14 protein-coding genes and 2 tRNA genes are annotated in these 17291 nt (G+C 40.9%); 10 read left to right on the plus strand and 6 right to left on the minus strand.

The genetic code is table 11. The annotated features are described in order from the left end of the window. Window positions 1-17: 17 nt before the first annotated feature. From G7Y46_RS06650 to G7Y46_RS06675, 6 genes are all read right to left on the minus strand, one after another. Entirely contained in the window at window positions 18-800 is a 783-nt protein-coding gene (locus tag G7Y46_RS06650) for a YidC/Oxa1 family membrane protein insertase (RefSeq protein WP_165253450.1), read from the minus strand. Window positions 801-826: 26 nt separating this feature from the next. Beyond that, the gene (yidD, locus tag G7Y46_RS06655) at window positions 827-1039 is read right to left on the minus strand and encodes a membrane protein insertion efficiency factor YidD (RefSeq protein ID WP_206214129.1); all 213 of its coding nucleotides are present in this window, start codon (window positions 1037-1039) and stop codon (window positions 827-829) included. Between the two features lie 28 nt (window positions 1040-1067). Then, window positions 1068-1439 carry a ribonuclease P protein component gene (gene rnpA / locus G7Y46_RS06660; RefSeq protein ID WP_165253452.1) on the minus strand — a complete coding sequence of 124 codons (372 nt, stop codon included), beginning with the start codon at window positions 1437-1439 and terminating at the stop codon, window positions 1068-1070. Between the two features lie 5 nt (window positions 1440-1444). After that, window positions 1445-1579 carry a 50S ribosomal protein L34 gene (gene rpmH, locus G7Y46_RS06665; RefSeq protein WP_165062734.1) on the minus strand — a complete coding sequence of 45 codons (135 nt, stop codon included), beginning with the start codon at window positions 1577-1579 and terminating at the stop codon, window positions 1445-1447. A 449-nt stretch (window positions 1580-2028) separates the two neighbouring features. Continuing rightward, window positions 2029-3627 (minus strand): chromosomal replication initiator protein DnaA, encoded by a 1599-nt coding sequence (dnaA, locus tag G7Y46_RS06670; protein WP_165253454.1) that lies wholly within the window; start codon window positions 3625-3627, stop codon window positions 2029-2031. Between the two features lie 75 nt (window positions 3628-3702). Further along, window positions 3703-4464 carry an ATP-binding protein gene (locus G7Y46_RS06675; protein ID WP_241156050.1) on the minus strand — a complete coding sequence of 254 codons (762 nt, stop codon included), beginning with the start codon at window positions 4462-4464 and terminating at the stop codon, window positions 3703-3705. 835 nt (window positions 4465-5299) lie between these two features. Between G7Y46_RS06675 and dnaN the strand changes: the two genes are divergently transcribed. From dnaN to typA, 10 genes are all read left to right on the plus strand, one after another. Further along, window positions 5300-6397, plus strand: coding sequence for a DNA polymerase III subunit beta (gene dnaN, locus G7Y46_RS06680; protein WP_165253456.1), 1098 nt, complete (start codon window positions 5300-5302; stop codon window positions 6395-6397). A gap of 14 nt (window positions 6398-6411) precedes the next feature. Beyond that, the gene (gene recF / locus G7Y46_RS06685) at window positions 6412-7482 is read left to right on the plus strand and encodes a DNA replication and repair protein RecF (RefSeq protein WP_165253458.1); all 1071 of its coding nucleotides are present in this window, start codon (window positions 6412-6414) and stop codon (window positions 7480-7482) included. A 110-nt stretch (window positions 7483-7592) separates the two neighbouring features. After that, entirely contained in the window at window positions 7593-9521 is a 1929-nt protein-coding gene (gene gyrB / locus G7Y46_RS06690) for a DNA topoisomerase (ATP-hydrolyzing) subunit B (protein ID WP_165062730.1), read from the plus strand. A gap of 54 nt (window positions 9522-9575) precedes the next feature. Continuing rightward, window positions 9576-12179, plus strand: coding sequence for a DNA gyrase subunit A (gyrA, locus tag G7Y46_RS06695; protein ID WP_165253460.1), 2604 nt, complete (start codon window positions 9576-9578; stop codon window positions 12177-12179). A gap of 156 nt (window positions 12180-12335) precedes the next feature. Then, a complete protein-coding gene (locus tag G7Y46_RS06700) occupies window positions 12336-13103 on the plus strand; it encodes a TraX family protein (RefSeq protein ID WP_165253462.1) in 768 nt (255 codons plus the stop codon). 55 nt (window positions 13104-13158) lie between these two features. Further along, window positions 13159-13235 (plus strand) — tRNA-Ile (locus tag G7Y46_RS06705). A 133-nt stretch (window positions 13236-13368) separates the two neighbouring features. Further along, window positions 13369-13444: transfer RNA gene (locus tag G7Y46_RS06710), tRNA-Ala, on the plus strand. Between the two features lie 711 nt (window positions 13445-14155). Continuing rightward, on the plus strand, window positions 14156-14659 hold the full coding sequence (locus G7Y46_RS06715; protein ID WP_165253464.1) for a bifunctional nuclease family protein: 504 nt from the start codon (window positions 14156-14158) through the stop codon (window positions 14657-14659). Between the two features lie 134 nt (window positions 14660-14793). Then, window positions 14794-15357 (plus strand): CPBP family intramembrane glutamic endopeptidase, encoded by a 564-nt coding sequence (locus tag G7Y46_RS06720; RefSeq protein ID WP_165253466.1) that lies wholly within the window; start codon window positions 14794-14796, stop codon window positions 15355-15357. 96 nt (window positions 15358-15453) lie between these two features. Further along, window positions 15454-17265 (plus strand): translational GTPase TypA, encoded by a 1812-nt coding sequence (gene typA, locus G7Y46_RS06725; RefSeq protein ID WP_165253468.1) that lies wholly within the window; start codon window positions 15454-15456, stop codon window positions 17263-17265. Window positions 17266-17291: the final 26 nt, after the last annotated feature.

A 17291-nucleotide genomic window follows, 5' to 3' on the forward strand; every position in this document is an offset into this window, starting at 1 on the left:
ATTCATATCAAAATAAACTAATGCTTTTTATGTTGGCGTTGCTTTTTTTGTTTACGAACTACATCAACCTCAACAGGTTTTACTTCTAATTTTGCAGCTGCTTCTTCAGCAGCATCTGCTCTACGACATCTCGAAAGAGTAAATTGATTCTGTGCAATACCAATAAGTGAAGAAACACCCCAGAAAAGAAGTACACCAGCAGGAGAACCCCATGAAATCCAAAGCATAAACAAAGACATAAGAATTCCCATAATCAGAGTTTGATTACGCATTTTATTGTCTTTATTCTTTAATTGCTGTTGAATCATAGGGAAGAATGTTGCACCAGCAAAAATAATCATAAGAATTAAATAGGGAACAAATGTTCCAATTCCTTCACTAAATGCACCGGCTGGTGTTTGAGTAAGACTTGGAACGAGGTTATAGAACGAAATAGCTCCCGGATCCCCTTGAATGTAATCTCCAATATTCCGAAGAACCTGAAAAAGTGCAAGAAATATAGGCATCTGTAATAACATTGGAAGACATCCAGCCAATGGATTAAACTTCGCTTCAGCATAAAGTTTTTGCATTTCTTGGCTAAGTCTTACCTGATCACCTGCATATTTTTCCTGTAGCTTTTGCATTTGGGGCTGAATCTTTTGCATTTTGTAATTTGATTTAGCCTGCTTATGCATAAGGGGTGCTACAAGAATACGGAAAATTACCGTAATAATAATTATAGATAAACCCCAGTCTCCTACTAAACCGTAGAAAAAATCAATAACATTAAATATCCATTGCAAGATAACTTCCCACATAGTAGGTTAATCCCTTTCTAATGAATTTACATATCTGGAACCGGATCATATCCATGAGGACCACCCGGACGACAACGTAATAATCTTTTGATAGTTAAAATAAAACCTTTTCGGAATCCAAATCTTCTAAACGCTATCAATCCATATTCCGAACAACTCGGAATAAAACGACAAGAAGATGGTAATAAAGGTGAAATAAGAGTTTTATAAAGCAAAATTAAACCTATGGCTAAGTTCATAGGAATATTTTTAACAAATTTCGGAATTCTATTCCGCACCCGGTTCCACCAAACCTAATTCTTGCAGTGTATTTTTTATAGTAGAAGACACTTTACTATAATTAGCTTCTGTAAGTGAATGTTTTGCTACTAATAGTACATCGTAACCAGACCACGGACCATTAAACTGTTTAGTTAATTCACGTAGCCTACGTTTTGCGCGATTACGCCAACAAGCATTTCCATTTTTTCTGCCAGCAATAAAAGCAACACGGCCGTTTAGACCGTGTTCAAAATCTGCATTTAGGCTAAGTTCTTCAAGATTTTTAGGAAAAATAATCACCGTAATATATTTATTAGATGACTTCTTACCTTCCTTAAATATCTTAGAAATCTCAGCGTTTGATTTAATGGTTTCCAATTATTTTAGACACAGAGACGCTTACGACCTTTTGCCCGGCGACGAGATAATACTGCACGCCCGCCTTTAGTGGACATACGGGCACGGAAACCATGACATTTAGCACGCTTGCGCTTATTTGGTTGATATGTACGTTTCATTATGAATCCTTTTCTAAAAAGAGCAGTTTGAAAAGTATATCTCACCTGCGAAAACTGTCAATGAAATTCGATAAGTGGATATTATTTAGATGGGGTATATAAATGTTTTAAGAAATAATAAATATAATAAAGGCGGTTTAAAAGGTGAAAAGTTGCAAATCACCAGTGTAAATATGATATTTTATTCAAATATTTAGGTTAAGAAAATGTAGCTGAAATACACAGCATTTTTAATAGAAAAAATCTTTACACAAAAAATTATTAAAAAAGTAGAAAAAATTGCTAGTTTTCATAAATATATTCACCAGTATTTAAGTTTTTAAGATATTTTAATCTGTTAAAACGGGTGAAAAATGTTTCACGTGAAACATTTTTCAAGTTAGAGACTATGATTGTTTTTATTACTAATGTGGAATAGCTGTAGATAAGAAAGTATCAAAATTTATAAATTAAAGTTCTTTAATCATTTGTTTTAAGGCTTCTAATTCTTCTTGTACATCTCTGTTTGTTATGATCATCTTCTCAACTTTAGAAACTGAATGCATGATGGTCGTATGGTCACGATTAAATTTCTTCCCTATATCATTAAAAGGTAGATCTAATAACTGCCGGCAAAGATATATAGCTATTTGTCTCGGATAAGTTACTCCTCTATCACGTGCTGGACCAATTAAGTCAGAATGTTTTACCTTATAAAATTGCTCAACTTCTTTTTGTATATCTTCAACAGTAAGATTTTTGCGAATTCCCCCAGAAAAATGATTCTCTAAAAGCTGACTTACATCACCAATTGAAATGGTGTCTCTCTGTAAGAAATTAATATGATAAATAACTATGGTTAAAGCACCTTTTAATTCTCGGATATTAGATCCAGAATTTTCTGCAATATAAAATTGCACATCTTCAGGAATGGAAAGATTTTCATTTCCTTCAGATTTTCTGTACATATTTATATAACTTTTAACAATTGCAAGTTTTGTTTCAACTTCAGGTGGCTGAATATCTATTGTGCCACCTTGCACAAACCGAGAACTATAACGTTCATCTATGTCTATATTTTTTGGGGCGCGGTCTGCGGAAAGAACTATTTGTTTTCCTTGATTTGTTAACTTATTAAAAATTTGGAAAACAATATCTAAAGTTTGTTTTTTACCTTGCAAAAATTGAATATCGTCAACTAATAATACGTCGGCAGCTTCGTAATATGTTTTAAAATTTTTGTAACTTGATTTTTCACGATCGTGTTCAGCTACCGCATCGGTATACCCGCTAATTAACTCTTCGGAGTCAACGTATATTGTGTGAAGGTGTGGCTGAGTTTCATTTATATAATTTTGTATAGCGCGCATTAAATGCGTTTTTCCAAGCCCGCTTTTCCCGTAAATAAATAGAGGATTAAGTGCTGTATTGCCCGGCATTTCCGCAACTTGAACTGCCATAGAATATGCCATGCGGTTTGATTCACCAATAACAAAATTTTCAAATGTAAGAGAAGATAATACTTGCTCATGTTGTACTGAATCTGGTTTTGCTGAACTTATATCAACAACTGTATCTTCATTTAAATTTGATTCAACCGGTAAAAATGTTTCACGTGAAACATTTTGTACGTTTATTGGTTCAATAGGAGAAGATTTTGGTGTGTTAATTGTAGTTCTTATAGGTTTAGGTTCTTCACCTATATTATTAATGTTTGATTGATTAGGAATAGGATTAATGTTCTGCGCTTGAAATAATTGAGAAACTTGAGTAGGTTCAACAGATATTGATTCTACTGGTTCTTCTTTTACTTCATCAATTTCAACAACAACTATAAAAGGCATTCCGTATAAGTCTTGTAATGCACGTTGTATAGCAGTTATAAAGCTTTTTTCAGCCCACGATTTTAAAAATGCATTCTCAGTTGTAAGCATGAGAAATCCATCGCTTATAGCTTGTGGCTGTAAGCGTGATGCCAGTGCGCTAAATTGCAAACTGTCAACATCATTGTATGACACCACACGTTGGCAAACATTTGCCCATTTTTGTTTTAAAGTGTCACTATTCATGCTTAAGAATCCATCTTCTTAGTTATTGTTCTAGCTTTCATTATGATACCAGCCGAAAGATTATATTGTGGAAAACTAGAGAGATTCAATAATATTACGTCCGAGATTACTAAGAATACGCTTCTTTCCAAGTTTTTCAATAATTCCCGATTCTTCTAACTTGCGTAATTCGGAATGAGTGCTTGAAAGTGGGATATCTGTCATATTTGATATGTCTTGGACTCCAAGAGTGCTTTCATTTTTAAATAACGAAAGAATTTGTTGAGATCTTTTTGAAAGAGAAGATAAAACTATTTCGGAAGGTATATTAGAGACTTGCGAAGTTGTTGTAGGTATATTTGGTGTGTGCTTTTCAAAATTAGAAGTTTTTTGAGGGGTTAAACTAAGCGTTACTACTGAGCCACCATTTAAATTATCATCTAATGTAAGTGTGCCGTGCTTTACATCTAAGTATTCTCGAACAATAGGTAATCCAGAACCTACTCCGTCTATATATTTTTTCATTTCTTCAGTTGCTGAAGAAAAACCCGGAAGTTGTGCGCGTTGTTTATCGCTAATTCCGGGACCTTGGTCGGTAAATCGTATTGTATTTCCATCATCCATAATAGAAACAACTATTTCGCGAAAATCTGCATGAATAAAATTTTCAGTTACTTGCTTTATGGCGCTGAAGGGAATACCTCCACCTGCTTGGCGAGATAAGTTGTATATTTGAGAAGATAACTCTCCAATAAAATTAGTAGTATTAGCTGGTGGTACCTCAATTATTTGAGGAGAACTAAGCATATCGTCATATAAGGCGATGCGCGCTGCATTAGGTACAAAAGAGTAGTCCAATTTTGCATCTCCTTTCAATGACGCTTTAAAGAGCAAGTTAATTACTTTAGGTAAAGAAGTATGACACTTTTTCTGAAATATATATCAAATACTGGTGAAAAAATAGAGATCGATAAAAGTTTTCAACATTTAATTCAGAAAAAGTGGAAAATATTTAAGTCGGTTGAAAAAAATCTATGAATTTTTATAAGGCATTGTTAAATATTTTTTAGATTTTAGCTTGATTTTTTAGAAAAATTAGTTTTCCCAGCTAAGTTACTTATAAAAATATTAAGTTATATCTTGAGTACAATAAACTAATCCCGTCAAGCGAAATTATGTTCTATTTTTGAATTGTAATTATATTATCCCAGCTAGATACCAATAAATTAAATTAAAATAAAAAGTACGCACGAAGATTTCAACAGTGTAAAATAAAAGAAAAACAAGGTAGAACTGCGATAGTTAAAAGTTTTACACAAATTTGATAATTAAAAGAAAAGTTTTCAACATTTTCCACAATTCAGTATTGAACGACTAGGAATAAAACCGATAACACTATTTAGATTTTCATGTTTTTTCATAATTTACTGAAAGTTTCGGGATTTTTCAAACTATTTGAGATATTAATAATAAAAATGAAAATACTTTCTGAAAAAATTATTTTTGCCAATATTTTTATACAGCAATTTGATATTTCAAATATATATTGAATGTAAAATATGAAATAAAAACAAGACCAACCTTTGAGATCAATCGGTTATTTTTATAAATAAAGCAATGCCGGAATTAACTATATGTTAAGAATATTCGCACTGTATAATGACAAATAAATTCAGCAATATAGGGAGCATGAATGAAATTCACTATTAATAAAACAGAACTACAAAATGCGCTTTCAGTGGTACTAAAAGGTGTATCTACACGCTCTACTTTACCAGTTTTATCTGGAATTATGTTGGATGCTAGTGGCGATGAAGTGGTACTTCAATCGACCGACCTAGAATATTCTGTGAAATATATTTTACCGGCGCTAGTAGATGAACCCGGAAAAACTGTCGTTCCCGGTAAATTATTCAATGATATTGTCAAAAATCTTGCTGATGCAGCTGTTTGTATTCAAGAGTCTGATAACACCGCTCATATTACATGCGATACTTCATCTTTTTCAGTACGTACACTTAACTATGAAGACTTCCCCGGTTTTCCGCACGTAGAAACCGATAGTGAATTAGAAATTCCATTTATCCAATTTCAAGATATGGTTCGTCGTGTTTCGCGAGTAGTATCACGCGACGAAAGCCGTGCTATATTAACAGGTGTTCTTATCACGTTAGAAGAACATGTATTACGAATGGTTGCTACTGATTCCTATCGTCTTGCTATAACAGAAATTCCAATGCCAGATTCTGCTGCCGAAGATTTTGAAGCAGTTATTCTTGGCAATTTTCTGAATGAAATTGCAGCATTGCCAAGAAATGAAGGTAATGTTTCTATTGCTTTAGCGGAAAATCAAATAGTTGCAAAATGTGGACCGGTTACATTTATTAACAGACGTATCGAGGGTAACTATCCAAATTATAAGCAGTTACTTCCAAATACTTATACATCTCGCGCGCAAATAGATGTGAAAGAACTAGCAGCAAGTGTTAAGCGTGCAGCTTTATTAAGTTCATCAACTGCACCTATGCGTTTCGATTTAAATATAGCATCGCAAACTACGCAAATAACTGTTTCTGCGCCTGATGTTGGTACTGCGCAAGAAACTATAGTTTGCCAAATTGAAGGCGAAGATATGCAAATTGCATTTAATTCTTCGTATGTACAAGATGGGCTGTCTGCTATAAGCGGAGAAAAAGTATATTTGGAAGTGCAATCCGATATGAAACCGGGTATTTTGCGCGCTGAAGAACCAGAAAACTATTTATATCTCATAATGCCTGTACGTATATAGTTTTTGTAGTCCGCATGTTGCGTATTTCAGATATCTATTTGCGCGATTTTAGGTCGTACAATCGGCTACATCTTGAAGTGCCGGGTAAGCTAACGGTGTTGGTTGGTCCTAATGCAATAGGAAAAACCAATATTGTAGAGGCGATACAGCTGCTTACATCTATGCAGTCTTTTCGTCGTTCAAAAACAGCGGAACTGCTTCGTTATGGTGCATCTAATTCGCGAATTGAAATAAAAGCCAGCGACGGGAATAGAGAACTTGAAATTGCACTCGCGCTTGAAGGGAAGGCGCGGCATTATAAGTTGAATGGTAAGGCAAAACGAGCATCGGATTTACGCGGATTAGTTCCATCGGTTGCTTTTACGCCAGACGATTTGAATCTAATAAAAGGTTCTCCCGGTAAACGGCGTGATTCTTTAGATGCACTAGGTGCTCAGTTAAATAAAAATTATCATGTTATACAAAAAGATTTTGAAAAAGTACTGCACCATAAAAACAAACTTCTTAAAGACGGCGCAAAAAACATGCTAGATGCGATAAATGAATTATTTGTACGTGTAGGATCGCAGTTAGAGAATTACAGACACGCATTATTCACCAGAATTAAGCCTGAAATTACGCGCAAATATCAACAAATATCTGGTGGAGAAAAGCTTAGTGGTACGTATATTTCTTCATGGATGAGTGAAGAAAACTCTTATGAAGACTTGCAAAAAGCGGTCGAAGCGAACACTGCAGCCGAATTAAATGCTGGGCGCACACTTGTTGGACCAAATCATGATCGTATCGAATTTGCCATTAATGATATGGATGCTGGCAAATTTGCCAGTCAGGGTCAACAACGATCGGCTGTATTAGCTTGGAAACTTGCCGAAGCTGAAATAATAGAAGACCTTCTAGGCACTTTGCCTATTTTGTTACTAGATGATGTAATGAGTGAATTAGATGGCGACCGCCGCAGCGCTCTGGTTGATTATTTACAACGCGATTCTCAAACATTCATAACTACTACAAATATGGACTATTTCGACAAAAAAGCAATTTCAGATGCACATATAGTGAAATTACCCCTTCAAACAGGCTGAAATTTCGCCGTTTAAGATAGCATATTAGTAAAAAACGACTATTTGTATGGTAAAATTGGAAAACGGCGCTCTAAACGCCTCAAATCCCATAAACAAATAGGAGCGTGTTAATGGCAGCTAAACCGGAGAATTACGGTGCGTCTGATATTCAGGTGCTCGAAGGCTTGGAAGCAGTTCGTAAGCGTCCAGGTATGTATATTGGCTCTACTGGTCCACGTGGGCTTCATCATTTAGTTTACGAAGTGGTGGACAATTCTGTTGACGAAGCACTAGCAGGTTATTGCGACACAATAGAAGTTTGGATTCATCCTGATAATTCCGTTACTGTTGCCGACAATGGTCGTGGTATTCCCGTAGAAAAACACCCTAAAGAAAAAATACCTACCGTTGAAGTTGTGCTTACCATTTTGCATGCTGGCGGTAAATTTGGCGGTGAAGGTTATAAAGTGTCAGGCGGTTTGCACGGTGTAGGCGTGTCGGTTGTAAACGCGCTGTCTACAAAGTTGGAAGTGTGTGTCCGCCGAGATGGAAAGGAATATTCCATCGGCTTTGATCATGGTAAAACAGCTACAAAACTGCACGAAATAGGCAGGGCAAAGGGCACGGGCACAAAAACCACGTTCTGGCCTGACCCAGAAATATTTACTGAAACTACCGAGTTTGATTTTGATACGCTGGCTAATCGTTTTCGCGAAATGGCATTTTTGAACAAAGGGTTGAAAATAACCCTACACGACGAACGATTTGGCAAAGAGCGCACCGAAACCTTCAAAGCCGATGGCGGAATAATTGATTTTGTGAAATATTTGAACGAGGGCAAGGAAGTTCTGAACAAGCCTATCTATTTCGCAGCTGAAAATGCAGATGGCGAAGTAGAAGTGGTAATGCAGTGGTCAAGTAGTTACAGCACATCAATAATGGCTTTCGCGAATAACATTAATACACACGAAGGCGGCACTCATATGGATGGCTTCAAGCAAGCCGTCACGCGCACATTAAACGATTATGCGCGCAGTAAAGGGTTGCTAAAAGAAAAAGATAGCAACCTAAGTGGCGATGACACTCGCGAGGGTTTAGCCGCAATAATAAGCGTTAAGCTGCACGACCCGCAATTCGAAGGTCAAACAAAAACCAAGCTGGGTAATACCGAAATCCGCCCGCTTGTGCAAAATGCTGTTACGCAAGGTTTAGCAGAATATTTGGAAGAAAACCCCACACCAGCAAAGCGCATTGTGCAAAAAGCAAGCCAAGCGCTAAAAGCTAGAGAAGCTGCTCGTAAAGCTAGGGAAGCTACGCGCAGGAAAGGCGTGCTTGATAGCTTTGCGCTGCCGGGTAAGTTGGCTGATTGTTCTAGCAAAGATGCATCTTTGTCGGAAATATTCATTGTAGAGGGCGATTCTGCAGGTGGCTCAGCCAAACAAGCGCGCGACCGTAAATTTCAAGCCATCTTGCCGTTGCGTGGCAAAATTCTGAACGTGGAACGCGCTGGTTTGCACAGATCGCTAAATTCCGACACGATCAGCAGTCTTATCACCGCTATTGGCACAAATATTGGTGAAGATTTCGATGCTGAAAAAGCACGTTATCATCGCATTATCATAATGACTGATGCTGATGTAGACGGTGCGCATATTCGTTGTTTACTGCTAACTTTCTTCTATCGTTACATGCCAGAGCTGATCAGCCGCGGTTACATCTACATTGCGTGTCCGCCGCTATATGGTCTGAAGAAAAAAAATTCCCGCAACGTAAAGATAGAGAAGTACATCTTTAAGGAAGATGAACTGAAGGCTTATTTGGCATCGCTTCCCGACCCTGACAAATTTGACGTGCAGCGCTACAAGGGTCTTGGTGAAATGGATCCTGAGCAGCTTTGGGAAACTACGATGGAGCCGCAGAATCGTACACTTTTGCAAGTAAATATTGATGATGCTGCCCGTGCCGAGCGCGTGGTAAGCGAATTGATGGGAGAACAGGTTGAGCCGCGAAAAGAGTTCATCCAGCGCCATGCAAAAGATGTTCGCTATTTAGATATTTAGCGGTAACTGCTGCAAATATAAAGACCAACGAAATATGCTGCAGGAAGGCAGAATATGTCAGATAACGAAATGTTTAATGAAGAGCACGAGGGTGAAACGCCCGACACAACAGATGTAACTGAGAAAGAGGCTGCTGAGCAGGAAAGCGCCGAATTATCGGATGCAGAAACTGCCGTTACTGGTGATGTGCAGATAGCGGAATTAGGTAAGGAAATGCAACAGTCGTTCTTGGAGTATTCCATGAGCGTTATTGTCGCGCGCGCGTTACCTGATGTTCGCGATGGTTTGAAGCCGGTACATAGGCGCATTCTTTACGCTATGAACGAATCGGGCTATCTACCCACGAAGCCACATATGAAATCGGCGCGTACAGTGGGCGATGTTATAGGTAAGTATCACCCTCATGGCGATTCTGCGGTGTATGACACAATGGTGCGTTTGGCACAACCATTTAGTATGCGCTTGCCACTGGTAGACGGGCACGGCAATTTTGGCAGCATTGACGGCGATTCTGCGGCGGCAATGCGTTACACCGAGGCGCGTTTAGACAAGCCGGCTATGGAAATACTGCGCGACCTTGACAAGGAAACTGTTGATTTTCAGCCTAACTATGACGAAAGCCTGCAAGAACCTAAGGTGCTTCCTGCGCGATTCCCGAACTTGTTGGTTAACGGCAGTAATGGTATTGCTGTAGGTATGGCTACCAATATTCCGCCACACAACTTGGGTGAAGCCATAGATGCGACTATTCTTATGTTGGATAATCCTGATGTCACCACCGAAGAGCTAATGAGCGCTATGCCGGGACCAGACTTCCCAACCGGTGGTCTAATCATGGGCAAAAAAGGCATTGTTGACGCATATGAAACTGGTCACGGCAATATAACCGTGCGTGCTAAATGTGTGTTTGAAGAGAAGAAGTCGGGTCGCAGCTCTATTATTGTGAAAGAAATTCCGTATCAGGTTAACCGTAAGCGCCTGCTAGAAAAACTAGGCGAACTGGTGCGCGAGAAGAAACTACCTGAAATTTCGAACATTCATGATGCTGCAGATCGTCGCGGAATAGACATCATCATTGATCTAAAAGCCAACGCTATTCCGCAGGTAGTGCTGAATAAGCTGTTTAAGCATACGCAGTTGCAAGTTGGATTCGGAATAAACATGCTGGCTTTGGTTGACAATACACCGCGCGTGTTGTCGCTAAAAGAAATCTTGCATTACTACATTCAGCACCAGATAGATGTTGTTACGCGCCGCACGCGCTATGAATTAGCAAAAGCGGAAGAGCGGGCACATATTTTAGAAGGCTACATAGTTGCTTTAGACAACATTGACGAGGTTATCCATATAATTCGCAGTAGCCAAACCGACAAAGAGGCAAGCGAGCGTTTGCGCGAACGTTTTGGGTTAACGAAGCGCCAAACCGACGCTATTTTGGAAATGCGTCTGCGTCGTTTGACCGGCTTAGAGCGCGAAAAGATAGAAGCTGAATTGTCCGATTTGCGCGAACGCATTGTCTATCTAAAAAGCTTGCTAGATGATGAGCATCTGCTGCGCGGTGTTATCAAAGATGAGTTGCTTGAAATTCGCAGGAAATATGCAAATGCGCGCCGTACTCGCATTACCGGTGAAGCGCGCGATATAGAAGTTGAAGACTTGGTTCCCGACGACAATATGGTAGTTACCATGACGGAAGCGGGCTACATTAAGCGTATGCCGGTTACAGCTTATCGTCAGCAGAAGCGCGGCGGCAAGGGCATGCAAGGCGTAAACCTAAAAGATTCTGATTTCGTTGAGCATCTGTTTGTGGCAACTAATCACTCCTACATGCTGTTCTTCTCTACAAAAGGTAAAGTTTATCGTCTGCATGTGTACGACATTCCCGAAGCTTCACGGCATGCCCGCGGCACAGCTATAGTAAATTTGTTGCCGCTGGAAAAGGGTGAAACTATTTCGGCAGTTATTTCTACTAAAGAATTCCCAGCCGACGAATTCCTAATGTTTGCCACTTCAAAGGGTACTGTGAAAAAGACCGCTATGGATCTATATGACAGAACGCGTCGCGACGGTTTAATTGCTATCAATCTGAATGATGACGATGAGCTAATTTCGGTGCGCCGTGTGGCGAAGGGCGAAAAAGTCATAATGGTTTCTAGCGCGGGTAAAGCCATTTTGTGGGATGAATCGGAAGTGCGCGCAATGGGTCGTACTGCTACAGGTGTGCGCGGCATGATGGTGCCAGCCGATGCGCATGTGCTAGGCATGGAAATAGCGCGTCCGGGCACAGACTTGTTTGTTATAACAGAAAAAGGCTACGGCAAACGTACATCTGTCAGTGAATATAGCGAACATCATCGTGGCGGGCAGGGCGTTTACACTATTACGATGACGCAAAAGAAAGGCTTGCTAGTTGCCATGAAGATTGTGGAAGCTAGCGACGAGATAATGATTATCTCTGAAGAGGGCGTTATAGTTCGCACTCCTGTGAAAGGAATCAGTGAACTTGGGCGGCAGGCTCAGGGTGTGCGTTGCATGAATATATCAGATGGCGACAGAGTAACTGCGGTAGCTATTAGCGACACTGGCAACAAGAAAAAACAAAACACCGATTCCGTTGATGAGGACGCTAGCTTAACAGGTGTGGAGGAAATTAATTAGCTTGATAATTTGATGCACGACTGAATATAAGCAGAAAACGCCAGCAAGTGTATTGAATTGTTGCGGTGTTTAGTCCGGCGGTTGTAGCGGACACCCATAGCAAGTACTTATTGAACTAAGTGCTGTGGGGGTTAGTTGCAGCTGCCGGAATTTATAATGTTTCACGTGAAACATTCTTTAGAAATAACTGGTTTCGAGTTAAAAATAGTGGCCATTGTTGCCATGACGTGCAATCACGTTGCAAATGTTTTTGAAGCTTGGTTGCCATTGCCAATATTGTTTGTACTGTTTGCTGTGGGCGGCATTACTTTTCCCATAATGGCGTTTTTGCTGGTCGAAGGTTATGTTCATACATCAAGCTTAAAGAGGTATGCATTACGTCTTTTTGTATTTGCGCTTGTTTCCCAAATTCCGTATTCATTGTTGTTTGGGGCATGTGGAAATGTGTTATTTACGCTGTTAATAGGTTTGGGAATTTTGCGCATAAACGACAGGTGTGGAGTAGGCTTTGGACTTTTGGCAACTCTTTGTTGCACAGTAGTTTTGAGTGCGCATTTTGATTGGGCAACTACTGGGTTAGTAATAATTTATATGTTTAGCGTGTTGCGCGATGTAAAAATTTCAGGTGATGAGCTTTCTGTTTTTGACCACGCAGCACAAAAGCGTATGCTGCGTACTGAAAGACGAGCAAATCTTATAACGATAATTGGCACCATGCTTGTTCCTATGTGTGTAACTTTATTTAATGGACTGCGCACTAACGACATGCTTACTATTGGGTATGCATTAATTGGCTATACGGCGGCAACAATAATGCTATGTTTTTACCGCGGAAGTCGCGGAAAACCTATGAAATGGCTTTTTTATGCGTATTATCCAGTTCATCTGTTGGTAATTTACGCCATTACTGTAATATTCTTATAAAAATTCCTTGACCCGAACTGCTGAAATGAGGTAGTCTTGTCAAGCACTTTTTTGAGGGCCCGTAGCTCAGTTGGTTAGAGCGCACGCCTGATAAGCGTGAGGTCGCTGGTTCAAATCCATTCGGGCCCACCATTTTGCGATAAACGCTCCATCGTGAGCCGAGTTAGCCGGTGGAGCGTTTATTAAAAGTGTGGGTCTGTTGTCAGACTGAACGGTTTGGCAAACGGGCAAGAATGTTTCACGTGAAACATTCGCTAACATATGTGGGGCATTAGCTCAGCTGGGAGAGCGCGGGCTTTGCAAGCCTGAGGTCAGGGGTTCGATCCCCCTATGCTCCACCACGAATTTTCGAGCCGACAAGTTCGGCTCTTTTTCATTTTTGTGAAGCTTTCAAGGATCGAACCCCGCGAGAGCACAGCAGCCCAGTGGGCTGTTGTGGGTCGAGAGCCGAAGGCTTGAGGTCTTTACGTATTCGCGAAGCGAATACGTGTCGATCCCCCTATACTTCACCACAAAAGTATTAGGCGAACCCTTGTTGCAAGAGTTCGCCTTTTGATACCTTTTTGGTGGGTTAATACTTAAAAAATGTGTTTAGCGGTATTATTCATGGATTGTGGTTGTTAATTGAATTCTTAATCTGAATACTCCTGAACACCCATCCAGATTAAGATTGTGCATGTCCATATTGCGACTGTAATCAATCTCGTTAAGTTGCAAAGTTTCAAATGCGTAGCGAGAGAAATAAATTGGCAAAAATGGTCAAAACTTTCGACTTTCCATGGTCGTAGTGCCACATAGCCAGCTTGAATTGTGGAGAACACTGGGCAAACAGCATTTGGTAGTGCATCTATAGGAGCTATTTTGTGCTTTTCACAGTGGAAAGTCGGAAGTTTTGACCATTTTTGGTTGTTGTTAATTCACAAACGAGCGTAGTCTACAATTGTGTGCACGTTTAGCAGAAGAAAAATACAGCAGATGCAATACAGACGAAGAAATACAGAATACGAAATACAGAAGAAAAAACGCAGCAGAGGAAACACAGAAGAGAAAATATGATTCCGCTTAGAATTTTAACGCTTATATTTACTGGTCCAGAACAGCCGGCAGTGTTGGTGCTAGAGCCTATAGAGGAACAGCACGAGGGATGTTCGCGCATCGTTCCAATATGGATAGGTGCAAATGAAGCTATGCAGCTTGGCGTAGCAATAGAGCATGTAAAATTGCCGCGTCCGATGACTCACGACCTATTTATTGACGCAATTACGAATTTGGATGCTTGTGTTGATCACGTATTCATACCGCGCGTGGAAGGGCAAACTTTCTTTGCAAAATTAGTGATTAGACAAGCAGGGCGGCTAATAGAATTAGATGCGCGTCCGACAGACGCGCTTGCGCTGGCGTTGCGCGAAGATGCACCATTTATGATAGACGAGGGTGTATTAGAACAAGCGTCGTTCCCTTATATCTTCAAAGATGACAAAGCTAAAGAAGTGGAGTTGCAAGAATTTCGTTCGTTTATTGAAAATATATCGCCAGACGATTTTTCGCAGCAGTAAGTTAAGTTGAAGTTGGTTTGTTTGGGCGAAAAACTTCGGCTTTTGCGCATTCGGCACGCATCAAAAGGTTTCACGTGAAACATTAGAGTAGAAACTTGTTGAAATTAGGGCGCATTGAAACTAGGGCGCATATTATGACTTGCAAATTGGAAAGAACTTCAACTTGCGCAAGCTCTAAGGGAATGGGGCTTTTAGGAATATTGGCGCTGGTTGCTGCATTTGCGTTCGGTGCTGTATTTTTTGGTCCGGCGTTAGCGGTGGATTGCGTGTTGGTGGGCATAGTAGAAGAGTGTATATTTACCGGGGCGGTTTTTGCCGTGTTGTCGAAATACTTTACAGCCGATGCAGCATGCGAAGCCAGCGAAACAAGTGAAGCTAGCGAAACAAGAGCAATTAACGCAACAGGTACAACTAACGCAACAGGCACAACTAACGCCACAAGCGCAGCCACCGTGTCACGCACAAAGAATGCGCCAACGAAAACAAGATCAGCCAACGCGCCAGTTGCAAAATCAGCAGCTACAACAGCGCTTTTGTTTGCGCTTTGCCATCTGGCGCAACCGTGGAAGCTGCCTATAGCTTTCGTTTTCAGTTTGTGCATGATTTGGCTTTATCGTCGCTCGGGCAGCATTATGTGGCCCGTTTGCGCTCATACAGTATTCGACATGCTTTGGTTTGGGCTATTCGCCCTGCCCTAGCGCCTTCTTGGTGTTAGAATAGCCCATCGAATAGTTCATCTGGGTAGCGTTTATCGCGCCGCCCCGATCGGAAAATCCAACATAGGAAGCAAATATATGAAACAAGACAATATTCGTAACGTGGCTATAATTGCGCATGTCGATCATGGCAAAACTACGCTGGTAGACAGACTGTTGTGGGCATCGCATGTGTTTCGTGAAAATCAGCAAGTGCAAGAGCGTGTGCTAGACAGCAACGATCAAGAGCGAGAGCGCGGCATTACAATCCTTTCCAAAAATATTTCTATTAACTACAAAGGTGTAAAAATCAACATTATTGACACGCCGGGTCATGCCGATTTTGGCGGTGAAGTAGAGCGTGTGCTGAATATGGCTGACGGCGCTTTGCTTATTGTGGATGCATACGAAGGTCCTAAGCCGCAAACACGATTTGTGTTATCGCATGCTCTTGAGCGAGGTTTGCGCATTGTGGTAGTGGTTAATAAAATTGACCGTCAAAACGCTAATCCGGAAGGTGCGGTGGACAAAGTATTCGACTTAATGGTTGAATTAGGCGCTACCGATGAACAGTTGGATTTTCCAGTTATATATGCATCGGCTGTGAATGGCTATGCGCGCTTAAATCCGACCGACAACAACAACGATATGATTCCGCTGCTAGATATGATTATCGAGCAAATTCCAGCGCCCGATGTAGATTTAGATGGTCCGCTGGCATTGCAAATTTGCACGGTTGACCATAGCAGTTATGAGGGGCGTATCGGTGTAGGGCGCTTGTCTAGCGGCACTCTTCACGAAAAAGAACAGGTGCTGGTTATAAAGCCTTCTGGCGAAGAACGACAAGCTCAGATTCGCAAGGTTTATACTTTTGAAAATTTAGGGAAAGTAGAAGTGCCAGATGTTGCCGCAGGTGACATAGTGGCAGTTATCGGCATTGAAGATGCAGACATCGGCGATATTCTGACCAGCCCAGATAATCCGGTTTTGATGGAGCCTATTGCGGTTGAGGAACCCACGATGGCAGTTGTGTTCGAAGCCTCTAGCAGCCCACTTGTGGGGCACGAAGGCGAGATAGTGGGCGGTCGTCAGCTTAAAGAGAGATTGTTGCGTGAAAAAGAAAGCAACATTTCTATGCGCATCAATGAACTTGAAGATAAAAGCGGCATTGAAGTGGCAGGGCGCGGCGTTCTGCATCTAAGCGTGCTGATGGAAACGATGCGGCGTGAAGGCTTCGAATTCCAAGTTGGTCGCCCGCGCGTGGTGTACAAAACCGCTGAAGATGGCAGCAAGCTAGAACCTATAGAAGAAGCTACTGTAGATGTGCCAAACGAATATTCCGGCAAGGCAATTGAAGTAATGGGAACAGCAGGCGGCATAATGGAAGATATGGCATCTGATGAAACTATGACACATCTGACATTCCGCATACCGTCGCGCGGGACCATGGGTTTGAAGACACGACTACTGAATGCGACGCACGGCGAAGCTATGTTGTTCCATCATTTCAAAGAGTATGGTCCGTATTCTGGCGAAATGGCAGGGCGCAAAAACGGTGGCATGATCGCCATGTCTACTGGCAAAGCGGTAGCGTATGCGTTGGATACTCTGCAAGAACGCGGACGTCTTTTTGTCGGACCGGGCGACGAGTGCTATGAAGGCATGATTGTTGGCGAGTCCGCCAAAGAAGGCGACATGGTAGTAAATGTGGAGAAGTCAAAACAACTAGGCAATCAGCGCTCCAGTTCTGCTGATAAAGCCATTCAGCTAACTCCGCCTATAACATTTACATTAGAAGAGGCATTAGAGTACATAGAAGATGACGAATTGGTAGAAATAACACCTAAGAGCATTCGTCTTCGCAAACGTCTGCTTTCTGCGACCGATCGTAAAAAAGCAAACAAAAAGTAAATGGATGTTTCGCGTGAAACGTTCTG

This window comes from Adlercreutzia sp. ZJ304, from assembly GCF_011039075.1.
GTDB lineage: Bacteria > Actinomycetota > Coriobacteriia > Coriobacteriales > Eggerthellaceae > Adlercreutzia_A.

Excerpts from the sequence above, each read along its gene's own strand:
- dnaN (WP_165253456.1), top strand. The coding sequence starts at position 5,300 with ATGAAATTCACTATTAATAAAACAGAACTACAAAATGCGCTTTCAGTG.
- dnaA (WP_165253454.1), bottom strand. The coding sequence starts at position 3,627 with ATGAATAGTGACACTTTAAAACAAAAATGGGCAAATGTTTGCCAACGT.
- rpmH (WP_165062734.1), bottom strand. The coding sequence starts at position 1,579 with ATGAAACGTACATATCAACCAAATAAGCGCAAGCGTGCTAAATGTCAT.
- gyrB (WP_165062730.1), top strand. The coding sequence starts at position 7,593 with ATGGCAGCTAAACCGGAGAATTACGGTGCGTCTGATATTCAGGTGCTC.
- gyrA (WP_165253460.1), top strand. The coding sequence starts at position 9,576 with ATGTCAGATAACGAAATGTTTAATGAAGAGCACGAGGGTGAAACGCCC.
- G7Y46_RS06650 (WP_165253450.1), bottom strand. The coding sequence starts at position 800 with ATGTGGGAAGTTATCTTGCAATGGATATTTAATGTTATTGATTTTTTC.
- G7Y46_RS06715 (WP_165253464.1), top strand. The coding sequence starts at position 14,156 with ATGATTCCGCTTAGAATTTTAACGCTTATATTTACTGGTCCAGAACAG.
- G7Y46_RS06700 (WP_165253462.1), top strand. The coding sequence starts at position 12,336 with ATGTTTCACGTGAAACATTCTTTAGAAATAACTGGTTTCGAGTTAAAA.
- typA (WP_165253468.1), top strand. The coding sequence starts at position 15,454 with ATGAAACAAGACAATATTCGTAACGTGGCTATAATTGCGCATGTCGAT.
- G7Y46_RS06720 (WP_165253466.1), top strand. The coding sequence starts at position 14,794 with ATGACTTGCAAATTGGAAAGAACTTCAACTTGCGCAAGCTCTAAGGGA.
- recF (WP_165253458.1), top strand. The coding sequence starts at position 6,412 with ATGTTGCGTATTTCAGATATCTATTTGCGCGATTTTAGGTCGTACAAT.
- yidD (WP_206214129.1), bottom strand. The coding sequence starts at position 1,039 with ATGAACTTAGCCATAGGTTTAATTTTGCTTTATAAAACTCTTATTTCA.